Consider the following 22894-nt stretch of genomic DNA (forward strand, 5'->3'; position numbering starts at 1 on the left):
CGCGTACGTCGGGAGCCTTCCGCGTCCCCCTGGCCGGGGCCGCCAAACGTCGGGCCGGTTTCCGCCCGGGCCCCCGGGTACCCGGCCCGGGACCCGAGCCGCCCATGTCGCGGAGGCGACCCCCATGCCCGAGTACGGTTATTTCCTCTCGTGCGAGCAGTACGGTCCCGCGGAGCTGATCGAGCAGGCGCGGATGGCCGAACAGGCCGGATTCCAGTCGTTGTGGATCTCCGACCACTTCCATCCGTGGAACGACGAGCAGGGGCAGAGCCCCTTCGTGTGGTCGGTGATCGGCGCACTGTCCGAGGCGGTGTCCCTGCCGGTGGAGACGGCGGTGACCTGCCCCACCGTGCGGACGCACCCGGCGGTGGTGGCGCAGGCCGCGGCCACCGCCGCGGTGATGTCCCCGGGGGAGTTCCGGCTGGGCGTGGGCACGGGCGAGGCCCTGAACGAGCACATCCTGGGCGACCACTGGCCGCCCGCGCACGTACGGCTGGAGATGCTGGAGGAGTCGATCCAGGTGATGCGCCGGCTGTTCGGCGGCGAGGAGGTCAACCACCACGGCACGCATTACACGGTGGAGAACGCCCGGCTGTACACCGTCCCGGAACAGCCCGTCCCGATCGACATCTCCGGTTTCGGGCCCGCCGCGACCAAGCTGGCGGCGCGGGTCGGCGACGGCTACATCACGATGATGCCGGACGCCTCGATGGTGGAGCAGTACCGCAAGGGCGGGGGCGGCGGGAAGCCGGTCGGCGGCGGCACCAAGGTCTGCTACGGCACCGATCGTGACGCGTGCGTGCGCACCGTGCACCGCCTGTGGGGGAACGAACAGCTGCCCGGCGAGCTGGGCCAGGTACTGTCCTCGCCGAAGCACTTCGAGCAGGCGCAGACGCTGGTCACCGAGGACATGGTGCGCGAGAGCCGGGTGTGCGGCGACGACGTGGACGAGCATGTCGCCGAGCTGCGCCAGTTCGCCGACGCGGGCTTCGACCGGGTCTACGTCGCCCAGATCGGGCCGGATCTGCGCGGCTTCTTCGACTTCTACCGCACGAAGGTGCTGCCGCAGCTCCAGCAGGCGGGCTGAGTGGTCGGGGGGATGACCGGCACCGGGTGCGGTGCCGGTCATCCCCCCGAACGCTCGGCCCGGACGGGCGCCCGGGCACTCCGGCCACCAGGGGCACGGTGAGATCTCGGCCGGACGGCCGGTCGCGGGATTGCGGGCCCCGGCGCCCGCTCGGCGGACAGCCGGGACCGGCCCGCGCACTTGACCATCCGGCCGGTGGTACGGCGTCGGCAGCCCCGGTGTGCGAGACGCCCGGGCCGGGCACCGCCAACCATCCGGGCCGGTGCCGGGATTCCCCGGCAGGGCCTGCGGGATGTGCGGGCAGAGGTCGGGGGCGGCCTGCTCGTGATGGCCGACTTGTACCTCGACGAGACCACCAACCCCAGGCACCGCGGGGTCCCCGACGCGCGGGACGGGTCGCCGACGACGCCGCCGCCCCGGAGCGGTACGCCGTGACGGCGCGGCTCCGGACCGACGCAGGCCCTTCCTCGGCAAAGCGCGTCACGCCGTCGCGAGAATCGGCGCGGACGGCGCCGGACACGGCTGCTCCCGGGCACGGACTGACCCGCGCCCGCCCGCCGGGCCGTTCAAGGCGGGGTCAGGCGCGCGGCGGGTGGGCGGGGTGACGCTCACCGTGGGCGGGGACGAAGGCACCGGCGGGACGTGGCGTCCCGGCCACCGCCCGGCGCGGGATCGCCCCCACCCCGGTCGGCGGGCGTTCAGGGTGGGGTCAGGCGCGGGGCGTACCCGGGTGGGGCGGAGTGGGGCCCACCGTGGGCAGGGACGAAGGCACCGGTGGGACGGTGACCTCCCGGCCACCGCCGGCGCGGGATCGCCCCACCCCGCCCGCCGGGCGTTCAGGGTGACGTCAGTCGCGGGGCGTGCCCGGGTCGGGCAGGGTAGCGCCCACCGTGGGCGGGGTCGAAGGCACCGGTGGGACGGTGGCGTTCCGGCCACCGCCCGGCGCGGGATCTCCCCCACCCGCCCGCCGGGCGTTCAGGTGGGGTCAGGCGCGGGGCGTACCCGGGTGGGGCGGGGTGGGGCCCACCGTGGGCGGGGACGGCACCGGCGGGACGTGGCGTCCCGGCCACCGCCCGGCGCGGTGATCTGCCCCCGCCCCGGCCGGCAGGCCGTTCAGGCGCGGGGCGTGCCCGGGTGGGGCGGGGTGGGGCCCGCCGTGGGCGGGGTCGAAGGTACCGGCGGGACGGGGGCGTTCCGGCCACCGCCCGGCGCGGTGATCTGCCCGGAGGGGCCCGTGGGCCGGGCCGCGCCGTGCAGGGCGTAGGCCGCCGCGCCCAGGAGGGCGGCCGTGATCAGCGCGGCGGCCCAGCCCGGCAGGACCAGGGCGAGGGCGAGCCCGACGGCCAGCGCGACGGCCGCGCCCGCGTACAGCGCGGCGGCGCCGGACCCGGCGTACAGGGCGGCCTTGCGGCGCTGTCCCCGCGCCTGCTCGCGCAGTTCCTCGCGTACGGTCTCGCGGGCCACCTGGGCCAGCTCGTCGACCAGGTGCCTGTCCAGATGCTCCAAGTGCTCCAAACGCTGCATGGCCGACGGGTACCCGTGGCCCCGGGCGCGTAACTCCCGCCCGGACACGGTGTGAAGAGCGGTGTGGAGATCGTCCGGGGTGAACCCCGGGCCCCGCCCGCTGCAACTAGGCTCGTGGGCATGGAGATTCTGGGTGCCACACTGCGCGTCTGCGTCGACGACATCGAGACCGCCATCCCCTTCTACGAGCGGCTGGCCGGCGGCAAGGCCCTCCGCTTCGAGCGGGCCGGCGTCCAAGTCGCCGCCGTGGGCTGCTTCTTGCTGATGAGCGGCCCGGCGGCGGAACTGGACGTGCTGCGCAGGGTGGCCGCGACCATCGCGGTGCAGGACGTCGAGGAGGCCGGCCGGGTGCTCGCGGAGATGGGCGCGGACATCATCGCGGGCCCGGTCCCCACGCCGGTGGGCCGCAACCTCATCGCACGGCACCCGGACGGGGCGGTCTACGAGTACGCGGACCGCCGCGCCTGACCCGCCCGCTCAGGGTGTGGGCCGCATCCGGAAGTCGTAGCGCTCCGGCAGGGGTTCTCCGGTGAGGGCGGTCCACAGCCGCCCGATGACCTCGTCCCCCTCCCGCAGGTCGGCGACCTCGAAGCCCGCGTCGAACACGGCGCGGGCCTCCTCGTGCCGCCCCTCGGCCAGCAGCAGCCCCGCCTCGGCCAGCCGGAACCGGCCCCGGGCCCGGGTCGCCGGGTCCAGCCGCCGCCACACGGACCGCGCGTCCGCCGTACGGCCCACGGTGAGCAGCGCCTCGACCGCCTCCCGGCCGAGCGCCGCGGTGACGGCCGCCCACGCGCCCGCCGTGTCGCCCGCCTCGCGGCAGAGGTCGTCGAAGGCCTCCAGGTAACGGTCGGCGGCCCGCTCGGGGTGGTGGTCCTCCTGGTCGGAGACGGCCAGGCAGCGCAGTGCCGGCCATGCCGACGCGCCGTGCCGCAGCCCCCGCTCCCAGCTGCGTACCGCCTGCGCCCGGTCACCGGCGTGCCATTGGGCGACGCCCAGGTGGTACTCGGTGTGCGGCGTGGCGGGCGCGGTCTCCAGCATGTCGCGCCAGTGCCGGGCGACCAGCGTCCCGCCGGGCGGCCGGCCGGGGGCCCGCTCGGGGAAGGAGCCGGCGCGCAGCAGGTGCAGCCAGGGTGCCTGTTCCCCGTCCAGGGTGGTCTCGTCGAAGGGGGTGCCGGGCAGCTTCCAGCCGGCACGCAGCACCTCCAGCGCGCCCCAGCCGGAACCCGTCGCGAGCCGCTCGCCCGGTTCGGTGTCGGCAGCCTGCTGCCGCCAGGCCGCGTACGCGGACTCGACCCCGGCGCGCGGAAGGTCCGCTTCGAGGCGGGCCTCCGCCTCGCCCAGTACGTCGTTCCACTGCCCCTCGGGCCGCGCGGTGAAGGGTCCGTACGCCTCCAGCCAGGACACCTCGCTCTCCGCCTCCAGCGCGACGTGTTCCAACTGGGTGCGGGCGAGCCCCGCCTGGATCTCGCAGTAGCCTCCGGTGCCGGGCTCGGTGAGCCACCGCTGCCAGCTCCGCCCGCCGGGGCCGCGGCCCCACACGAACAGCTTGCGGCCGCGCAGCACGTCGGTGGAGGTCTGCACCAGGCCGTGGCCGCCGGCGTCCAGTGCGGCGATCCAGCGCCTGCGGTGCGCGGGGACGTCGTAGAAGTAGTCGGCGGCGTAGGTGCTGTTGAGGGGGTAGGTGCGGTCGACGCCGTCGTACTCGGGGACGGGCACGCGGCGCAGTCGCTGCTCGTAGCCGAACTGGTAGGCCTCGTCGGCGGGGGCGAGGACGCGGCACTCCTCGGGGACGGCGATGTTGGACCACCAGTACGTCGGTACCGGCTTCTCGTGCGGGTTGCGGATCCGGACGCCGGCGTACAGGAAGTCGGAGCCGTCCGGCAGCCACAGGTCGACCTGGAACGGCAGGTCGCGCAGCCGCTCCCACTCCCACAGGCGCAGCATCTCCCCGCCGCCGGGGGCGGGGACGCGGGCGGCGTGCACCGGTGAGCAGGACAGGGTGGTGTGGCCGGTGGCGCCGATGTTCCACTCGATGCCGCCGGAGAACCAGGCACCGTTGAGGGCGAAGTTGGCGGGCTGGAACACCGGGTTGCGGTAGAGGAGTTCGCGGCCGGTGGGCTTGTGGACGAGGGAGGCGATCCGGCCGCCGAGCGCGGGCAGCACGGTGGCGCGGAGCCGGTCGTTCTCGATCACCAGGGCGTCGACGGGGCGGGGTGCGCGCCGGCGGTCGTAGCCGTCACGGACGGGGACGGGCAGCAGGCTGTGCAGGGGCGCGTGGCCGATCTGCCGGGCCATGTCGCGCGGCAGGTCCTCCTTGTCGCGGTCGTCGATGCGGTGCGTCTCGTCGAGCGGACGCAGTGCGGGCAGCGGGTTGTCGGGGCCCAGGTGCGCGGCGGGCAGCGTCAGTACCTCACGTCGGATCGTCGTCACGATCTCCATGGAAGCCGCCGCGGGCCCGCCTGAACAGGGGCGGTACGGGCCGGGGTTGCCCCGCCCGGCCCCGGGCGGCAGCGTGCCCGGCCGGCAGCCGGTGTCCGGTCCTCACCGGCCGGCCGTCATCTCCCTGGTGATCGCCCAGCGCTGGTGGTCGCACCAGGCGCCGTCGATGAAGAGCATCTTCGGGGAGAAGCCCTCCAGGCGGAAGCCGCAGGCGCGGGCGAGAGCGATGGAGGCCGCGTTGCCGGGCTGTACGTTGATCTCCAGGCGGTGCAGCCGCATCGGGCCGAAGGCGTGGCGCACGACGAGGCCGAGGCCTTCGCGCATCAGTCCGCGTCCGGCCGCGTGCGCGAAGGCGCCGTAGCCCAGCGCGCCGCACAGGAAGCCGCCCCCGACGATGTTGTTGATGTTGATGAACCCGGCGAGGGCGCCGTCCGCCTCCTTCTCGCAGACCAGGAACCCGGCCTTGGTGCGGTCCTCGATCAGCCGCCCGGCGTAGGCGGCGTAGGCCGCCGCGCTGTCCGGCGGGAACAGCCAGGGGTGGTGCAGGTCCTTGCTCTCCCGGGCGCGGGCGGTGAACTCGGCGCCGTCCGCGTGGGTGAAGTGACGCAGCCCCACGCGGGCGCCCTCGGCGAGATAGCGGGAAGCGGTGTGCGGCACCCCGCCACCCTACGCCGCCCCGGCGGCGGTTCAGCTCAGCGCCGGTTCGTCCAGTGTCAGCGTGCCCGCGTCGGCGTCGAGTTCCGCCGTCGCGCCGAACGGAACGGTCAGCGCGTCGTCGCAGTGGCCGAACCCGAACTGCTCGGCCACCGGCACCCCGAGGCCGCCGAGCCGGTCGGTGAGCATCGCCCGCACCCCGTCGTACGGCTCGCACTGCGCCCAGGAGCCGAGCAGCAGCCCGGAGACGCCGTCCAGCCAGCCGGCCCGCAGCAGCTGGGTGAGGTAGCGGTCCAGCCGGTAGGTCTCCTCCCCCACGTCCTCCAGGCAGAGCAGTCCGCCGCGCGCGGAGGGCCGGGCGTGCGGGGTGCCCAGGTCGCCGGCGAGCAGGGAGAGACAGCCCCCGAGGGTGACACCGCGGGCGCGTCCGGGGACCAGCGCCGTGCCGTCCGAGCGGATGACGCGGACCGTCTCGGGGTCGAAGAGGGTGGCCCTGAGGTGGTCCTGGGCCCGCGCGCTCTTCACGAAGTCGAGGCCCGCGGCCATCGGCCCGTGCAGGGTGGCGAGGCCGAGCCGGACCGCGAACGCCTCGTGCAGCGCGGTGATGTCGCTGAAGCCCACGAACACCTTCGGCCCGGCCGCCCGCATCGCCTCCCAGTCGAGGGAGTCGACCATGCGCTGGACGCCGTAGCCGCCGCGCGCGCAGATCACCGCGTCGACGCCCGGGTCGCACCAGGCGGTCTGCAGATCGGCGGCCCGGTCGGCGTCACCGCCCGCGAGGTAGCGGAACTCGCCGTGCCGGTCGAGGACATGGGGCGCCACCACCGGGTCGAGGCCCCAGCCGCTTAGTACGTCGAGGCCGGCCAGGAGCCGGTCCTCGGGCACCGGGCCGCTGGGCGCGACGACGGCCACCCGGGCGCCGGGGGCGAGGCGGGACGGCCGCCGCAGCGGCTCGACCCGGCTCACGTGCCCAGCTCCAGCACCGGGACACCCGGCGGTTTCATGCCGAACACCTGGGCGTACAGGGACAGTTCGGCCTCCAGCGCGCGCACCATCGTCTCCGCCCGGCGGAAGCCGTGGCTCTCGCCCTCGAAGGTGAGGTACGCGTGCGGCACGCCCCGGCCGGCCAGCCGGGCCAGGAACCGCTCGCACTGCACGGGCGGGCAGATCACGTCGTCCAGCCCCTGGAGCATCAGGAAGGGCACGGAGAGCCGGTGGGCGTGTTCGACGGGTGAGCGCTCCGCGTACCGCCCGGGCACCTCGGCGCGCGGGCCGACCAGGCTCTCCAGGTACTGCGACTCGAAGTCGTGGGTCTCCCCCGTGCCCCAGCCGGCGAGGTCCAGCACCGGGTAGATGATGGTGCCGCAGGCGTAGACGTCGGTCGTGGTGAGCGAGGCGGCGGTGGTCCAGCCGCCGGCGCTGCCGCCGCGGACGGCGAGCCGGTCGCGGTCGGCGGTGCCCTCGTCGGCGAGGGCCAGCGCGACGGCCGCGCAGTCCTCGACGTCGACCACGCCCCACTGTTCGCGCAGCCGGTTGCGGTACGCGCGCCCGTAGCCGGTGGAGCCGCCGTAGTTGACCTCGGCGACGCCGATGCCGCGCGAGGTGAAGTAGGCGACCTCCAGGTCGAGCACGAGCGGCGCCCGTCCGGTGGGGCCGCCGTGCGCCCAGATCACGTACGGGGGAAGCTCGTCGGCGGGCCCGGTGCGGTCCGGGTGGTGCGGCGCGTACACCTGCGCGTGGATCTCGCGGCCGTCCGGTCCGGTGAACGTGCGCACCTGCGGCTCGGGGTAGTACGACGGGTCCACGGCGTCCCGGTGTGCGGCGCCGATCACGCGGGCCCGGCCCGTCCTGGTGTCCAGCTCCACCACCTCGTGGCCGCTGCGCGGGCCGGCCCCGACGGCGACGACCCGGTCGCCGTGGGCGGCCACGGAGGGCGCGAACTCGGTCCAGGGCCCGGCGGCGTCGACGACCTCACCGGTCTCGGGGTCGAGCACGCCGAGCGCGGGGGCGCCCCGGCCGTGCAGGACCGCGATCAGTCCGCCGTCCAGCGGGGCGAACCAGCGGTGCCCCAGCTTCCACAGCGGCCCGCCGAACTCCTCCTCGCGCGGGCAGAGCGGCTCGCCGTCCCGGTAGAGGTTCCACCAGCCGGTGCGGTCGCTCGTCCACAGCAGCCGGCCGTCGTGGGTCCAGTCCACCTGGGGGACGGACTCCTCGGGCCCGCCGGCCACCTGGCGGGTGCCGGTCAGGGTGCCGTCCGGGGAGACGTCGGCGACGAGGAGGTCGGTGCCGTCCCACGGCATGCGCGGATGGTCCCAGCCGATCCAGGCGGCGCGCCGGCCGTCGGGCGACAGGCGCGGCCCGGTGACGAACCGGTGCCGCCCGTCGCTCAGTTCGCGGACGGCGCCGCGGTCGCCGGCGGCGGAGCCGTCCAGCGGCACGGCGGCCAGGACGCGGCGTACGTCGCTCGGGCCGTCGCCGGTGAACTCCTCCAGCACGCACCACACCTCGCCGCGCTCCGGCAGCAGGACCGGCTCGGCCCAGCGCAGCCCCTCCCCGACCGGCGAGACGGGGGTGAGCGGGCGGGGCTCGCCGCCCGGCTCGTAGCGGTAGAGGCGCTGGTCGGCGAAGTTCACGAACACCACGACCGGGACGTCGTCGCGCACGGCACCGGCCCACGGGAGGCCGCCGTACTCGATGACCCGGGTGCGCACGTTCCACGGCGCGGGCAGCACGGACTCCTCCGTGCCGTCGGCGTGCCGCCGCACCAGCGTGCGCCGGCCGCCCTCGGCGGGCCGGGGTTCGGTCCACCACACCTCGTCGCCGACGAAGCGCGCGAACTCGGGGCTGCCGTCGTGGGCCGCGGCCGTGGCCGCGTCGATGGGCGAGGGCCACTCGCCGTACGCCACCGTCTGCACTGTCTCCCCCACTCGTTCAGGCCGACCGCAGGAACCGGTCGAGGACGCGGACGCCGAAGTGGAGCGCCTCGACCGGGACGCGCTCGTCGACCCCGTGGAAGAGGGCCTGGTAGTCGAAGCCCTCCGGCAGCTTCAGCGGCGCGAAGCCGTAGCCGGTGATGCCGAGCCGGGAGAACTGCTTGGCGTCCGTGCCGCCCGACATGCAGTACGGCACGACGTGCCCCTCGGGCGCGAACTCCTGCACGGCGGCCCGCATCCGGGCGAACGTGGGCGAGTCCACCGGTGCCTGGAGGGCGGTCTCGTGGTGCGCGAACTCCCAGTCGACGTCCGGTCCGGTGAGCCGGTCCATGGTCGCGCGGAACTCGTCCTCGGCGCCCGACAGGAACCGGCCGTCGACGTGCGCCACGGCCTCGCCGGGGATCACGTTGAGCTTGTAACCGGCGTCCAGCATGGTCGGGTTGGCGCTGTTGCGGACGGTCGCCTCGACGAGTCTGCCCGCCGTGCCGAGCTTCTCCAGCAGGGCGTCCACGTCGGACAGGTCGGTCTCGATGCCGTACACCGCGGCGATCTCGGTGAGCGCGGCCCGGACCGTCGGGGTGAGCCGCAGCGGCCACTCGTGCTCGCCGATGCGGGTGACGGCGGCGGCCAGGCGGGTCACCGCGTTCTCCCGGTTGACCTTGGAGCCGTGTCCGGCCCGGCCGCGCGCGGTGAGCTTCAGCCAGGCGGTGCCGCGCTCGCCGGCCGCGATCGGGTAGAACTGCCGGCCGTCGCCGTCGTGGAAGGTGAAGGCGCCCGACTCGCTGACGCCCTCGGTGCAGCCCTCGAAGAGGTGGGCGTGGCGGTCGGCGAGGAATCCGGAGCCGTCCTCGGCGCTGGCCTCCTCGTCGGCGGTGAACGCGATGACGATGTCGCGCCGGGGCCGCACGCCCTGGCGGGCCCAGGCCCGCACCACGGCGAGGATCATCGCGTCCATGTTCTTCATGTCGACGGCGCCGCGGCCCCACACGACCCCGTCGCGGATCTCCCCGGAGAACGGGTGCACGCTCCAGTCGGCCGCCTCGGCCGGTACGACGTCCAGGTGCCCGTGGACGAGCAGCGCGTCGGCCGACGGGTCGCTGCCCTCCAGACGCGCGACGACGTTGGTGCGGCCGGGGGTGCGCTCGAGGAGCACCGGCTCCAGGCCGGCCTCCGCGAGCCGCGCGGCGGCGTACTCGGCGGCGGGCCGCTCCTGGCAGTCGCCCCCGCCCCTGTTGGTCGTGTCGATCCGGATCAGGTCGGACGTGAACGTCACGACCTCGTCCAGGGCCCGCTCGTCAGCCATACTGCTCCTCCACCGCGTTCGAGGCGATCGTGGTGACCGCCTTGAAGGTGCGGATTCCCTCGTACATGGTGCGGCTGGTGTACGCGATCTTCCGCTCGCCGGTCCGGGTCACGCCCGGGACGACGGTGGCGGCCATCGCCAGATGCTCCGCGTCGAACTCGACCGCGACGGTGAAGGGCCCGCCGTCGACCGGCTCCCTGCGGACCGCCAGCGCCGCGGCCTCCTTGGCCGCCGCGCGGATGTCGGCGGCGGTCCGGGAGGGCGTGCGGCACACCGCCGCGTACCGGGACACATGGTCCTTGACGGCGACCTTCCGTGCCTCGGGCGCGTAGCCCAGCGCGTCCTCGCAGGCCACGTCGTCGCCGGTGACCAGGACCACCGGCACTCCGTACTCGGCGACCACATGCGCGTTGAGCAGGCCCTCGCTGGCCCGTACGTCGTCGACCCACACCCCGGTGATGGAGTTGGCGAGGAAGGTGTGCGCGAGGACGCCCTCCATGCCGGCGCCCGCGTGGTAGCCGATGAAGGCGATGCCGTCGACGTCTCCGTGCTGCACGCCTTCCACCATGGACAGGGGCTTGTGCCGGCCGGTGAGCATCTCGGCCCGCTCGTCGAGCTGTTCCAGGAGCAGGTTGCGCATGGTCCAGTGGGCCTCGTTGATCAGCACCTCGTCGGCGCCGCCGTCGAAGAAACCCTGCACGGCCGCGTTGACGTCCGAGGTGAACATGGACCGGCACCGCTCCCACTGGGGAGTCCCCGGCAGCACGTCGGCCGGCCAGGTGACACCGGTGGCGCCTTCCATGTCGGCGCTGATGAGGATCTTCATGCGGATGACGCTACATGCCGAAGAATATGCTGACCAGGGGCGACTCGACAGTCATAGGTCCACACCACTGACACGCGTCACGGCCCCTCCCCCCTCGGGCCGCCACACAGGTGCCGCCTGCATGGCAGGGCCGTGCCCCATGCAGTCGCACCACATGGTGGCGGTCAGTGGCGCGCAACACACTGCCGGGTACCGCCCAGGACCCGGTGATCCGATCCATGACGGACCCGCGTCCCCCGGGCGTATCCACCGCCGCACCGAGGAGCCGTCCGGTCGTGCGCGGATCCGTCATCCTTCCCGCCGCCGTGGCCGTGGTCGCCACCGCGCTCACCGCCTCGTGCTCCAGCCCGGGCAGCCGCACCGCCTCCGGGCCGGAGGAGGAGCTCATGACCGCGTCCGGCCCGGGCACCCCGGGGAGTCTCACCGTGCCGGTGAGCGGCGGCGGACTCACCGTCACCCGGTGGCCGGGCGACGGCCCGCCGGTCATCGCGCTGCACGGCATCACCGCCAACTCCCTGGCGTTCGCCGCCGTGGCCGACGCGCCGCCCGACACCGACCTCTACACCCCCGACCTGCGCGGCCGGGCCGGCGGCGCGGAGCTGCCCGGCCCGTACGGTCCGGCCGCGCACGTCCGTGACGCCCTCGTGCTCCTCGGCCACCTCGGTCACCGGCAGGCGGTGCTCCTCGGCCACTCCATGGGCGCCTTCGTCGCCGCCCTGGCCGCCGCCCGTCACCCGGAGCGCTTCCCGCGCGTGGTCCTGGCCGACGGCGGCCTCGGCTTCCCCGCCCCGCCGGGCACCGACATCGACGCACTGCTCCGGGCCGTCATCGGCCCGGCGATGCAGCGGCTGTCGATGACCTTCGAGGACCGGGCGGCCCACCGGGAGTTCTTCCGCGCCCACCCCGCGCTCGCCGCGCACTGGAGTCCCCAGGTGGCCACCTGCGTCGACCGCGACCTCACGGGCCGCGCGCCCCGGCTGCGCAGCAGCTGCGTGCTCGACCCGGTCCGCGCGGACGGCGCCGACGTGCTCGGTGACCCCGAGGTCCTGGCCGCGGTCCACCGGCCGCGGGTGACCGGCACCCTGCCGTGGGCCGGGCGCGGACTGCTCGACGAACCGCGGGCCCTCTACGATCCGGACCGTGTCGCCGCGGCACACCTCGACCCCGGCCGGATGCCCGCCCACCGGATCGACGGCACCCACCACTACTCCGTCCTGTTCCCGCCGGCCGCCGGCGAAGTCGCCGACGCGGTACGGGACTCGGCGCACGCGCTGGACGGCCGGTGAGGCCGGAAACTACCCGGTGCGCCCCGCCACATGCCACGTGGACGGCAGCTCGATGCGGCTGCCGTCGGGGGCGTACTCGGTGGTCGCCAGCGGCAGGGTGCCGCTCGCGTGCACGGTCAGCCCGGCCGCGGTGAGCAACTCCGGTATCGCCGAGTCGGCGACCTCGCCGGGCGCTATGCCGTGCCGGAGGACCGGCGCGAGTTTCGGCGGCGGGCCGCCGGGGCCGGCCGCCACGCGGCGCAGTACCGCTCCGGCGGTCTCGGACGGCTCGACGAGGAAGGCCCGGCCGTGCTCGCCGACGAGCGTGGCGATGCCGTCCGCCAGCGCCTGCCGGTCGCCTGCCTCGCACTGGTGCAGCACACCGCGCACATACACGTTGGCGTCGCCGAGTTCGGCGTGCAGCGTCTGCGTCGCGGCCTTCTCCACGGCGTCCAGCAGGCGGTAGCCCGCCCGGCCCGCCGGGTCGGCGGCGCGGGCGTGCTCCAGGGCGGCGGCCGACAGGTCCGCGCCGAGGACGTACGGGAAACGCCCGGCGAGGAAGCGGGTCTGGGTGCCGTTGCCGCAGCCCAGGTCGACCAACGGCAGTCCCGGGTCGACCAGGTGGGGTTCGAACAGGGCGAGGTGGCGGGCCACGGTGATCGCGGGCTCCGCGTCCCAGAACACGGCCCCCTGCTCGCCCGGTGCCTCACGCCAGAAGCCCTCCCAGGCCTCCCGGTACCGACTCGTCACGCTCATGACCGACTCCCCAGGGTGCAGCACCGGCCCGCCCGTGCGGCGGGCCAGTACGGTGTATCGCGCCCCGGGCGCGCGGACAAGCGCGTGAGCGCGTCCGTTGCCGGCTCGTCCGCCGTCGAACGCGCCGTCGTACCGACGAAAGTCCGCGCTCAGCGGCGCGGCAGCGTCAGTTCGAACCACACGCTCTTGCCGGCCGTGGTCCGGCTCGTGCCCCACTCCCTGGCGAGGGTGGAGACCACGCGCAGTCCGCGCCCGGTCTCGTCCGTCGGGCGCGCGTCGATCAGCGTCGGCAGCTCGTGGTCGTCGTCCTCCACCTCGCACAGCAGCGTGTCCCCGCGCACCAGCCGCAGGGCGACGGGGTGCGCGTGGGAGTGCCGTACGGCGTTGGTGACGAGCTCGCTCACCATCAGCCCGGCGCTGTCGACGAGTTTCGGCAGGCCCCACTCGTGCAGCTGCTCGCGGACCACCGCGCGGGCCCGGCCGGTCTCGGAGGGTTCGGGGCGCAGCCGCCACTCGGCGACGTCGTCGGGTGCGATGCCGCCGAGGCGGGCCATCAGCAGCGCCACGTCGTCCTTGCGGCCACCACGCACGTTGAGCGCCCTGATGATGGTGTCGCAGGCGTCGTCCATGGACGCGGCCGGGTGGGCGGCGGACTCGCACAGGGCGGCGAGCCCGACACCGATGTCCTCGCCGCGCACCTCGACCAGTCCGTCGGTGCACATCACCAGCCGGTCACCGGGCTCGACGCGCACCCGCACCGACTCGAAGGGCACTCCCCCGACGCCGACGGGCGCGCCCGTGGGCAGGTCGAGCAGTTCGCTGCGCCCGTCCGCGGCACGGACCAGTACCGGCGGGACGTGTCCGGCGTTGGCGAGGCACAGTTCGCTCGCGATGGGGTCGTAGACGGCGTACAGGCAGGTCGCGAGGTAGGTGTCGCCGAGGCGCTGGGCGAGGTCGTCGAGGTTGCGCAGGAGTTGCGCGGGCGGCAGGTCCAGGGCGGCCATGGTCTGTACGGCGGTGCGCAACTGGCCCATCATCGCGGCCGAGTTCAGGCCGTGCCCCATGACGTCGCCGACGACGAACGCGGTGCGGGCGCCGGGCAGTTTCACCGAGTCGAACCAGTCGCCGCCGATCCGTCCGAGGAGGGTGCCCGGCAGATAGCGGGTGGCGATGTCGCAGCCCGCCATGCGCGGCGGGATGTGCGGCAGCATGCTGTCCTGGAGCGTCTCGGCGACGTTCTCCTGGTACGTGTACATGCGCGCGTTGTCGAGCACGAGGCCCGCGCGGGCGGCGAGTTCGGCGCCGGTGACGCGGTCCATGTCGTCGAACAGGCGCCGTTCGGGGTGGCGCAGCAGGATCATGAAGCCGAGGACGACCTGCCGTGCCTTCAGCGGTACGACCAGCATGGAGCGGCCGGTGATCAGCGGCCGGATGTCGCGCTTGTCGAACTGGGAGGCGATGGCGTGGCCCATCTCCTCGCTGATGTGCGGGACCAGGACGGGTTCGCCGGTGGTCATGCACTGGAAGAACGGGGTGTGCGCCGGGAAGGGCATGGCCTCGCCGACGGGCACGACGTCGTCCCACCGGCCGGGTTCGTCGGTGTGTTCCAGGGCGACCCGGTGCCACAGGGTGGTGGTGTCGGGCACGCCCTCGTCGAACCCCTCGCCGGCGACGACCTGTTCGCGCAGATAGGTGCCGGCGACGTCGGTGAAGCGGGGCACGACGGCCTTGCTGACCTCGACGATGGTGCGGGAGAGGTCGAGGGAGGTGCCGATGCGGGAGCTGACCTCGTTGAGGAACTCCAGGCGTTCCCGGACGGCGGCGTACTCGAGGTCCTCGCTCTCGTCCCGCAGTTCCTCGGGCACCGGTTCGCCGGCCGCGAGCGCGCGGGCGGCCCGTTCGCGGCGCTCCCGGCGTTCCACCCGCCGGGGCACACCCCAGTCGGGGGTCACCGGCACCCGGTCGTTCTGGCTGAACTCGAGGACGGGGTAGCCGAGTTCGAGGACCTGGGAGGCGATCCGGGCGCCGTCGTCGACGCTCATGCTGGGGAGGATCTCGGGGAGCCGGCGGGCGAGGTCCTCGGAGCCGGGGAAGTCGGTGTGCAGGGCGAAGCCGGGCGCGATGCGCTCGAACACCCCTGGCTCGTCCGCGCGCAGCGCGTCCGCGTCGGCGGCCAGCACCAGCAGCCGCTCGCGTCCCGGGCCCACCAGTGGATAGGCCCACCACAGCACGTCGACGCGCCCGCTCCCGGAGGCGGCGAGACGGGCCCGGCCCGCGGCGGGGTAGGCCAGGCCCCCGCCGAGGGAGGCGCCGAGGCCCGGTCCCAGTCCGTCGTAGGGGGCGTACGCCCCGTACGGGGTGTCCTCCTCGTCCTCGGGCAGGGCCCCGGTCACCGGCAGCAGGTCGACCGCGGGGCGGCCGAGCGCGTCCTCCCTGGGGAGGGAGAACAGGCGCCGCGCGCCGGTGCTCCAGTGCGAGACGAGTCCGTCGCGGTCGACGACGACCACGGCCAGCGGGATCCGGCCGGCTTCGCCGTGTCCGCTCACCGTGCCGTCCCCGGTGCGCCGATCGGGAGGTTCGCCCGCGTTCCGCTCGGTGCCACGGTCCATGGCCCAGGCCCTCTCTCCCCCGGCTGTGCAAGATCTGTACCGCCGTGACCACCGTAGGGGCACGGCCGGTCGCGATGTGCGGCAATTCGGGAATTGCCCGCCGGTGCGCGCACCGGCGTGCGCTTCCCCTTGCGGAGGACCGTTTCAGTCCTCGTGACCGAGTTGGAGGTCGCGTTCCGTACGGCCCCCGCCGGCCACCTGGAGCACGGTCGCGACCGGCGGGTAGCCGGCGGCGATGACGGTGTACTCGCCGGAGGAGAGGTCGACGAAGCGGAAGGTGCCGTCGGGTCCGGTGGTGAGGGTGTCGACGACGTTGCCCGCCGCGTCCAGGAGGGTCACGCGCGCCTCCTCGACGGGCCGTCCGCCGCCGGCCCGCACGGTGCCGCGCAGTACGGCGCCGCCGGCGAGTTCGACGTCCTGGCGGGTCTCGCGGGCGGCCTGGACGGTGACCGGGAGGGCGGCCGGGCGGAAGGCGGGGGCGCTCGCGGCGAGGGTGTACTCGCCGGCCACCAGCTCGGTGATGACGTAGCCGCCCTCCCGTCCGCTGCGGGTACTGGCGACGACCTCGCCGTGGACGTTGGTGAGGGTGACGGCGGCGTCCCGCACCGGTGTGCCGTCGGCGGTGAGGACGCTGCCGGCCAGGCGGCCCGCGCCGCCGAGGACGACGTCGAGTTCGACGGGCCGCTCGCCCACGGTCACGGAGACCGCCTGCGGCTGGTGACCGCCGGCGGCGGCGATCAGGACGTACGCGCCCGGTCCCGGCGTGGCCAGCGCGTACCGCCCGTCCGGGCCGCTGGCTCCGCGTCCGGTCTGCTGTCCCGAGACGTCGATGAGGGTGAGCGCCGCGCGCGGTACGGCGGTCCCGTCCGGGTGCTGCACGGTCCCGCAGACGGGGATGCCGCCGGTGTGCGGTGAACGTGCCTGGGGGACACGGCCGTCGCTGTGCGGTGCTTCCCGGACCGGGTCGGCGATGGGGGTGTGGTGGGACACCAGTGGTTTCTCCTTGAGGAAGAAGGCGATGAGCAGGCCGAGGACGAGCACCGGCACGAGGTAGAGGAAGATGCGCGGCATGGCGTCGGCGTAGGCCTGCACATAGGCGTCGCGCAGCCCGGGCGGCAGCGCGTGCACCAGCTCGGGGCTGATGGACTCGGCGTCCGGCGTGTCCGCGTCCGCGGGGAGGCGCTCGGCGAGCGCGTCGGTGAGCCGGTCGGCGAAGAGCGTGCCGAAGACGGCGGCGCCGACGCTGCCGCCGATCTGCCGGAAGTAGTTGTTGGCGCTGGTGGCGGTGCCGAGGTCGGCGGGGCACACGGAGTTCTGCACGGCGAGGATCAGCACCGGCATCACCATGCCGATGCCGGCCCCGAGGACGGCCATCCAGAGGCTGTAGTGCAGCCGGGGCGTGCCGGTCTCCAGGCCGGAGAGCAGCCACATGCCGGCGACCGCCAGGGCGGATCCGGCGACGGGGTGCCACCGGTAGCGTCCGCTGCGGCTGATGAGCTGCCCGGAGACGATCGAGGCGACGACGATGCCGCCCATCATGGGCAGCATCAGCAGCCCGGACTCGGTGGCGGAGGCCCCGTCGACCATCTGCAGGTACGTCGGCAGGTAGCTGGCGGCGCCGAAGAGGGCGACGCCGGTCACCAGGCCGACCAGGCCGGTGATGTTGAAGACGGAGTCGCGGAACAGCCGGAGCGGGATGAGGGGTTCGGCGGCGAAGCGCTCGACGACGACGAAGAGCACGGTGGCCGCGGCGGCGCCGGCGCCGAGACCGAGTACGACGCGGGAGCCCCAGGCGTACTCGGTGCCGCCCCAGGTGGTCAGCAGCACCAGGCAGGTGGAGGCGGCGGCGAGCAGCAGGGTGCCGAGGACGTCGAAGCGGCCGCGCGCGGGCGGCTTGGGCAGCTTGAGCACCAGGGCGACGACGATCATGGTGACGATGCCGAACGGCACGTTGATGTAGAAGCACCAGCGCCACGAGAGGTGGTCGGTGAAGTAGCCGCCGAGCAGCGGGCCGGCGACGGAGGCGAGGCCGAAGGCGGCGCCGATCAGCCCCATGAAGCGGCCGCGCTGCCGCGCGGGCACGATGTCCGCCATGATCGCCTGGACGCCGATCATCAGGCCGCCCGCGCCGACGCCCTGCACCGCGCGGTAGGCGATCAGCTGGTCCATGGTGGTCGCCCGGCCGGCCAGCGCGGAGCCGATGACGAAGACGAGGATCGCGAACTGGAAGACGCCCTTGCGGCCGAGCAGGTCGCCGAGCTTGCCGTACACGGGCAGCCCGATGGTGGAGGTGAGGAGATAGGCGGTGATCGCCCAGGACATGCTGTCCAGTCCGTGCAGCTCGCCGACGATCTTCGGGAGCGCGGTGGCGACGATCATCTGCTCCAGGGCGGCGAGCAGCAGCGCCAGCATCAGGGCGACGAAGACCAGCCGGACCCGGCGGGGGCTCAGCCCCGGTTCCGCGACCGGAGCCGGGGGCGGCGGGCCCTCGGCCGGTGGTGCCGTGACCGGCTCGTCCTGCGTCAGAGTGATCCCGCCCACGTGCCGCTCCCCTCGTCGCACCGCCGGACATTTCCCGCGTAAAAGCGACAACTACGAGCAAGCGCGGCGAGTTACGGGACAGAGGCGGTCCGTTGCCGGATCACCCGAACCGGTGAGGAGTCAACTCCCCACCGGTTCTCGGTTCTTGAGGGGGCTTACTGGCTACTTCTCGACCTCGGCGGCCAGTTTGGCCAGCAGGGCGTCGTAGATCCGGGCGAGCCCCTTGGGCGCGAAGGTCTTCTCGAAGAAGCCGCCGATGCCGCCGGCGCCGTCCCACACGGTGGTCACGACGACCCGGGAGCGGCCCTCGCCGGCCGGGGTGACGCGCCAGGTGGTGACCATGGAGGAGTTGCGGTCCTTCTCCACGAGCTCGCCGTCGGCGGGTTCGGTGACCTCCAGCAGGCAGTCGCGCACGCGCTTGCTGGTGGCCTGGAGCTTCCAGTGCACGAGGGTGCCCTCGCCGTCGCCGCCCTCGCGGACCTCGTACTCGCTGTACTGCTCGGGCAGCACCTTCGCGCGGGTGCCGCTGTAGTCGGCGAGGGCGTCGAACACCGTCTCCGCGTCCGCCGCGACGATCCGCTCCGTAGTGGCCTCGACCTGCGCCATCGCTTTCCTCCAGGGCATGGGGTACCGGGGTCGGGGCAAGCCAACCACCCCCCTGCCCGGCCGCCCAAATCGGGGTTCCGGTTCTGACCGAACATGTCATCCGCACGATCAAGGGAACACTTGTTCTATTCTGTGGGCCAGTGCTACCGAGGAGGCGTCATGCGCTGGGAGAACCTCACCCCGGACTCCGGACACGGCAGGGCCGACGCCGCGCTGTTCGGCGCGGAGGCGGTGATCACCCGCACCTTCGACACGCCCGAATTCGCCGGAATCACGTTCCACGAGATCCGGGCCCGCTCGATCGTCAACCGGGTGCCGGGAGCCTCCCGCATGCCCTTCGAGTGGACGGTGAACCCCTACCGCGGCTGCACACACGCGTGCGTCTACTGCTTCGCCCGCAAGACCCACAGCTACCTGGACCTCGACACCGGCCTCGGCTTCGACAGCCAGATCGTGGTGAAGGTGAACGCGCCCGAGCTGCTGCGCCGCAAGCTGTCCTCCCGCGGCTGGCAGGGCGAGCACATAGCGATGGGCACCAATGTCGACTGCTACCAGCGCGCGGAGGGCCGCTACCGGCTGATGCCGGGCATCATCGCCGCCCTGCGCGATCACGCCAACCCGTTCTCGATCCTCACCAAGGGCACGCTGATCCTGCGGGACCTGCCGCTGCTCCGGCAGGCCGCCGAGGTGACCGACGTCGGCATCTCCGTCTCGGTGGGCTTCACCGACGAGACCCTGTGGCGCACGGTCGAGCCGGGTACACCGGCTCCGGAGCGGCGGCTGGACGTGGTCCGCACGCTCGCCGGGCACGGCATCGGCTGCGGAGTGCTGATGGCGCCGGTGATCCCGTTCCTGAGCGACCGCCCGGAGCAGCTGCGGGCGACCGTGCGGGCCATCGCGGCCGCGGGCGCCACCTCCGTCACTCCGCTGGTGCTGCATCTGCGGCCCGGCGCCCGCGAGTGGTTCATGTCCTGGCTGGCACGGCACCACCCGCACCTGACCGGCCGTTACGAGCGGCTCTACGCGGAGGGCGCCTACGCGCCGAAGTGGTACCAGCGCCGGATCACCGGTCAGGTGCACGAGCTGGCGCAGGAGTACGGCATCGGCCCCGCCCGCGCGGGCATGCCGCGACGCCTCCGGCCCAGCGGGCCGGCCGGTCCGGCCGCATCCCCGGCGGACGAGCCGACCCAGCTGACGCTTCTCTGAGCGCATCCGAGCGCATCCGGCGGACCAATTGGGTCAACAATTGATCGAACGCGTTCATATGGGACCGCATATCGGGACGATGCCGCGTGGACCGTGAGCCTCGCGGTCTTCCGCACCTCCGTCCTGGGAGGACCCCATGAGAAGACGCGCAGCCGTGCTGTGCGGTGCCGCCGTCGCCCTGGCCGGAAGCCTCACGGCCGTCCCCGCCGAGGCCGGCACACCGCGCGCCGCGGAACCCTTCCCCGCCGCGAAGCCCGCGTGGAAGAAGTGCGGCACCGACGACTACCCGACGCTGCAGTGCGCGTCCGTCGAGGTGCCGCTGGACCACTCCGACCCCACCGGACGCACGATCACGCTCGCGCTGTCCCGCGTCCCGCACACCGCGAAGAAGTACCAGGGCCCCCTGCTGGTGAACCCGGGCGGCCCCGGGGGCAGCGGGCTGACGCTGGCCGGGTTCGTGGCGTCCTCGCTGCCGGAGAAGGTGGCCGCCCAGTACGACGTCATCGGCTTCGACCCGCGCGGGGTCGGGGCGAGCGAGCCCGCGCTGGACTGCGTCCCGGACCACTTCGGCCCGGTGCGCCCCGACTCGGTACCGACCTCGCCCGAGGTCGAACAGGCCAACCTCCGGCGGGCGAAGTCCTTCGCGGAGGCCTGCGGCAGGAAGTACGGCGATCTGCTGCCGCACATCAACACGGGCGCCACGGTGCGCGACATGGACGTGATCCGGCGGGCGCTCGGCGCCAAGAAGATCAACTACTTCGGCTACTCGTACGGCACCTACCTGGGCGCCGTCTACGCCAAGCTGTTCCCGGAGCGGGTGCGGCGCCTGGTCCTTGACTCGGTGGTCGACCCGACCGAGGTCTGGTACGACTCCAACCTGAACCAGAACCACGCCTTCAACGCGCGTCACCGGGCCTTCATGGACTGGGTGGCCAAGTACGACGCGAGGTACCGCCTGGGCACCGACGCGGAGAAGATCGAGGCCAAGTGGTACGCGATGCGCGCCGAGCTGAAGAAGGACCCGGCCGGCGGCAAGGTGGGCGCCGCCGAGCTGGAGGACACCTACATCCCGGGCGGCTACTACAACGGCTACTGGCCCTACCTCGCCGAGGCGTTCGCCGCGTACGTGAACGACCGGGACGACGGTCCGCTGATCGAGGCGTACGAGAACTTCGGCGCGAACGACGCCGCCGGGGACAACGGCTACAGCGTCTACACGGCGGTCGAGTGCCGGGACGCCGCGTGGCCGCGTGACTGGGCGCAGTGGCGCAAGGACAACTGGGAGATGTACGAGCGGTCCCCGTTCCTGGCCTGGAACAACGCCTGGTACAACGCGCCGTGCGCGTTCTGGCCGACGGAGTCCCTGCGGCCGGAGCGCGTCCACAGCAACAGCGCGCTGCCGCCGGCGCTGCTGTTCCAGGCGACGGACGACGCGGCGACCCCGTACCAGGGCGCGGTCACCGTCCACCGGCTGCTGGAGCGTTCCAGCCTGGTGGTGGAGTCCGGCAGCGGCAACCACGGCATCACGCTGAGCGGCAACGCCTGCCTGGACCGGCACCTGGCGGCCTACCTCACCGACGGCACCGTGCCCCGCGGCAGCCACGGCGAGGCCGACGCGGTCTGCACGGCACTGCCCGACCCGAAGCCCCTGACGTCGAAGGCGGCCCCGAGCACGTCCCGCGGCTCCACCCTGCACGGCCTGCTCGGCGTCCGGGGCTGAGGACCTGACGCACCGTCGGGTGCCGGGTTGTCGTACCCATGGTCCATGATGAACGCATGAGCGAGCTGACCCGTATCCCCGCCCCCGAGTTCCCGAGGGAGACCGAGGCGCTCGCGGTGGTGGACGCATGAGCGCGGTCACGGTGCGGCCGATGACCGCCGACGACTGCGAGCAGGTCGCGGGCATCCGGATACGGGGGTGGCAGCACGCGTCTCGCGGGCTCGTCCCGCAGTCGTATCTCGACGGGCTCGACGTCGGGGCGGACGCCGAGCGGCACCGTGCGCGGCTGCTGGCGGGCGACGGCGGCGTGGTGAACCTGGTCGCCGAGGGCGAGGGCGGCGGGCTCGCCGGATGGGCCGCGTTCGGTCCCCACCGGGACGGCGACGTGCGCACCGACGACGCCGAGCTGTACGCGCTGTACGTGGGCCCCGAGCACATCGGCCGGGGGGTGGGACGGACGCTGATGACCGAGGCGACGCTGCGGTGCGCCGCCGCCGGTCACCGGAGCATGTATCTGTGGGTGCTCAAGGAGAACGCCCGGGCCCGCCGCTTCTACGAGCGCGCGGGCTTCGAATCCGACGGCGCCGAGGAGCCGTTCGAGGTGGACGGGGTGGCGGTGCCGGAGGTGCGGTACGTGAGGGAACTGGCCGGCTGACGGCGGGGCTACCGCTGTCCGGGGATCCTCGGCCGTCCGCCTCCCTGCCGGGGGATCCGGGCCAGGGCGTGGACCGCCGCCTCGGCCAGCGCCGGGTGGGCGAGGGCTTCGTTCAGCACGGGTTCGGCGCGCGCGTCGGCGAGTTCGCCCAGTCCTTCGACGCAGGCGAGGGCGACGCGCCGGTAGGGATCGTGGGGGCGCAGTCGGCGCCGCAGCGTGGTGATCAGGGCCGGCACGGCCTCGGGGGCGCGCAGTGCGGTGAGCAGCCGGACGGGGTGCAGGGCGTAGGCGACCCGCAGTTCGTTGGTGGCGAGGGCGGCGGCGGCGCGGGCGGTGCGCGGGTCGCCGAGGCGGGCCAGGGCGTGGGCGGCGGCGGCACAGCGCGGCGGGTCACGGTGGTTGAGGAGGAGCACGAGCGCCTCGAAGGCCCTGCGGTCCCCCGCCAGTCCCAGCCGGAACGCGGCCAGTTCCCGTGCCCACAGCGGCTGTCCGGGCGCGGTGAGGACGCCGGCCAGGGTGTCGGGGTCGTCGGTGCCCAGCAGACGGTCGTACGCCGCCGATCCGCCCGACTCCGTCCGTAAGCGCTCCGTGAGCGATCGCGACTCTTCGTCCATGTCCCCGAGGTTAGGGGCCGGGCGGGGTACTCGGGACCTACATCACAAACCCGGGGGCTGGCGCGCTCGTTACCCGCGGGTTAAGCTCAGACGAGCGAGTTACCCACTCGCGACCCTCCTCATGGCGGTCTGGTGACGCGGCCGCCCTGAGTCGCA

At 73.9% G+C, this 22894-nt stretch carries 18 protein-coding genes; 6 read left to right on the forward strand and 12 right to left on the reverse strand.

The annotated features are described in order from the left end of the window. Positions 1-124 precede the first annotated feature (124 nt). The gene (locus tag ACZ434_RS08820; RefSeq protein WP_468453324.1) at positions 125-1087 is read left to right on the forward strand and encodes a TIGR03557 family F420-dependent LLM class oxidoreductase; all 963 of its coding nucleotides are present in this window, start codon (positions 125-127) and stop codon (positions 1085-1087) included. A gap of 1113 nt (positions 1088-2200) precedes the next feature. Here the strand turns inward: ACZ434_RS08820 and ACZ434_RS08825 are convergent. Next, entirely contained in the window at positions 2201-2611 is a 411-nt protein-coding gene (locus ACZ434_RS08825; RefSeq protein WP_468453326.1) for a phage holin family protein, read from the reverse strand. A 120-nt stretch (positions 2612-2731) separates the two neighbouring features. Between ACZ434_RS08825 and ACZ434_RS08830 the strand changes: the two genes are divergently transcribed. Further along, positions 2732-3079: a VOC family protein gene (locus ACZ434_RS08830; RefSeq protein WP_468453328.1), complete on the forward strand. Its 348-nt coding sequence runs from the start codon at positions 2732-2734 to the stop codon at positions 3077-3079. A 9-nt stretch (positions 3080-3088) separates the two neighbouring features. On the opposite strand, the gene ACZ434_RS08835 is transcribed toward ACZ434_RS08830, so the two are convergent. From ACZ434_RS08835 to ACZ434_RS08860, 6 genes are all read right to left on the reverse strand, one after another. Then, positions 3089-5050: a DUF5107 domain-containing protein gene (locus ACZ434_RS08835; RefSeq protein ID WP_468453330.1), complete on the reverse strand. Its 1962-nt coding sequence runs from the start codon at positions 5048-5050 to the stop codon at positions 3089-3091. A 102-nt stretch (positions 5051-5152) separates the two neighbouring features. Beyond that, positions 5153-5707 (reverse strand): GNAT family N-acetyltransferase, encoded by a 555-nt coding sequence (locus tag ACZ434_RS08840; protein ID WP_468453332.1) that lies wholly within the window; start codon positions 5705-5707, stop codon positions 5153-5155. Positions 5708-5737: 30 nt separating this feature from the next. Then, on the reverse strand, positions 5738-6670 hold the full coding sequence (locus ACZ434_RS08845; protein WP_468453334.1) for a S66 peptidase family protein: 933 nt from the start codon (positions 6668-6670) through the stop codon (positions 5738-5740). Next, on the reverse strand, positions 6667-8619 hold the full coding sequence (locus ACZ434_RS08850; RefSeq protein WP_468453697.1) for a S9 family peptidase: 1953 nt from the start codon (positions 8617-8619) through the stop codon (positions 6667-6669). Before ACZ434_RS08850 ends, ACZ434_RS08845 begins: the two co-directional genes overlap by 4 nt. A gap of 16 nt (positions 8620-8635) precedes the next feature. Then, positions 8636-9940, reverse strand: a complete 1305-nt coding sequence (locus ACZ434_RS08855; RefSeq protein ID WP_468453336.1) for a M20/M25/M40 family metallo-hydrolase — start codon at positions 9938-9940, stop codon at positions 8636-8638. After that, a complete protein-coding gene (locus ACZ434_RS08860) occupies positions 9933-10766 on the reverse strand; it encodes a M55 family metallopeptidase (RefSeq protein ID WP_468453338.1) in 834 nt (277 codons plus the stop codon). Before ACZ434_RS08860 ends, ACZ434_RS08855 begins: the two co-directional genes overlap by 8 nt. Before the next feature lie 386 nt (positions 10767-11152). Here ACZ434_RS08860 and ACZ434_RS08865 point away from each other — a divergent pair, with 386 nt between their 5' ends. Continuing rightward, positions 11153-12052 carry an alpha/beta fold hydrolase gene (locus ACZ434_RS08865; RefSeq protein ID WP_468453699.1) on the forward strand — a complete coding sequence of 300 codons (900 nt, stop codon included), beginning with the start codon at positions 11153-11155 and terminating at the stop codon, positions 12050-12052. A 9-nt stretch (positions 12053-12061) separates the two neighbouring features. Here ACZ434_RS08865 and ACZ434_RS08870 read toward each other — a convergent pair whose 3' ends face one another. The 4 genes from ACZ434_RS08870 to ACZ434_RS08885 all read right to left on the reverse strand — a co-directional run bounded on the left by ACZ434_RS08870 (position 12062) and on the right by ACZ434_RS08885 (position 18543). Then, on the reverse strand, positions 12062-12787 hold the full coding sequence (locus ACZ434_RS08870; protein WP_468453340.1) for a methyltransferase domain-containing protein: 726 nt from the start codon (positions 12785-12787) through the stop codon (positions 12062-12064). Positions 12788-12936: 149 nt separating this feature from the next. Beyond that, positions 12937-15396, reverse strand: coding sequence for a SpoIIE family protein phosphatase (locus ACZ434_RS08875; protein ID WP_468453342.1), 2460 nt, complete (start codon positions 15394-15396; stop codon positions 12937-12939). 144 nt (positions 15397-15540) lie between these two features. Continuing rightward, positions 15541-17937: an MFS transporter gene (locus ACZ434_RS08880; protein ID WP_468453345.1), complete on the reverse strand. Its 2397-nt coding sequence runs from the start codon at positions 17935-17937 to the stop codon at positions 15541-15543. Between the two features lie 162 nt (positions 17938-18099). Beyond that, positions 18100-18543: an SRPBCC family protein gene (locus tag ACZ434_RS08885; RefSeq protein WP_468453347.1), complete on the reverse strand. Its 444-nt coding sequence runs from the start codon at positions 18541-18543 to the stop codon at positions 18100-18102. Positions 18544-18702: 159 nt separating this feature from the next. Here ACZ434_RS08885 and ACZ434_RS08890 point away from each other — a divergent pair, with 159 nt between their 5' ends. The 3 genes from ACZ434_RS08890 to ACZ434_RS08900 all read left to right on the forward strand — a co-directional run bounded on the left by ACZ434_RS08890 (position 18703) and on the right by ACZ434_RS08900 (position 22124). Next, a complete protein-coding gene (locus ACZ434_RS08890; protein WP_468453349.1) occupies positions 18703-19749 on the forward strand; it encodes an Rv2578c family radical SAM protein in 1047 nt (348 codons plus the stop codon). Between the two features lie 136 nt (positions 19750-19885). After that, on the forward strand, positions 19886-21469 hold the full coding sequence (locus ACZ434_RS08895) for an alpha/beta hydrolase (protein ID WP_468453351.1): 1584 nt from the start codon (positions 19886-19888) through the stop codon (positions 21467-21469). A 127-nt stretch (positions 21470-21596) separates the two neighbouring features. After that, entirely contained in the window at positions 21597-22124 is a 528-nt protein-coding gene (locus tag ACZ434_RS08900) for a GNAT family N-acetyltransferase (RefSeq protein ID WP_468453353.1), read from the forward strand. An 8-nt stretch (positions 22125-22132) separates the two neighbouring features. Here ACZ434_RS08900 and ACZ434_RS08905 read toward each other — a convergent pair whose 3' ends face one another. Then, on the reverse strand, positions 22133-22738 hold the full coding sequence (locus tag ACZ434_RS08905; RefSeq protein ID WP_468453355.1) for an adenylosuccinate lyase: 606 nt from the start codon (positions 22736-22738) through the stop codon (positions 22133-22135). Positions 22739-22894 lie beyond the last annotated feature (156 nt).

The sequence above is a fragment of the Streptomyces sp. NPDC030893 genome (assembly GCF_055571535.1).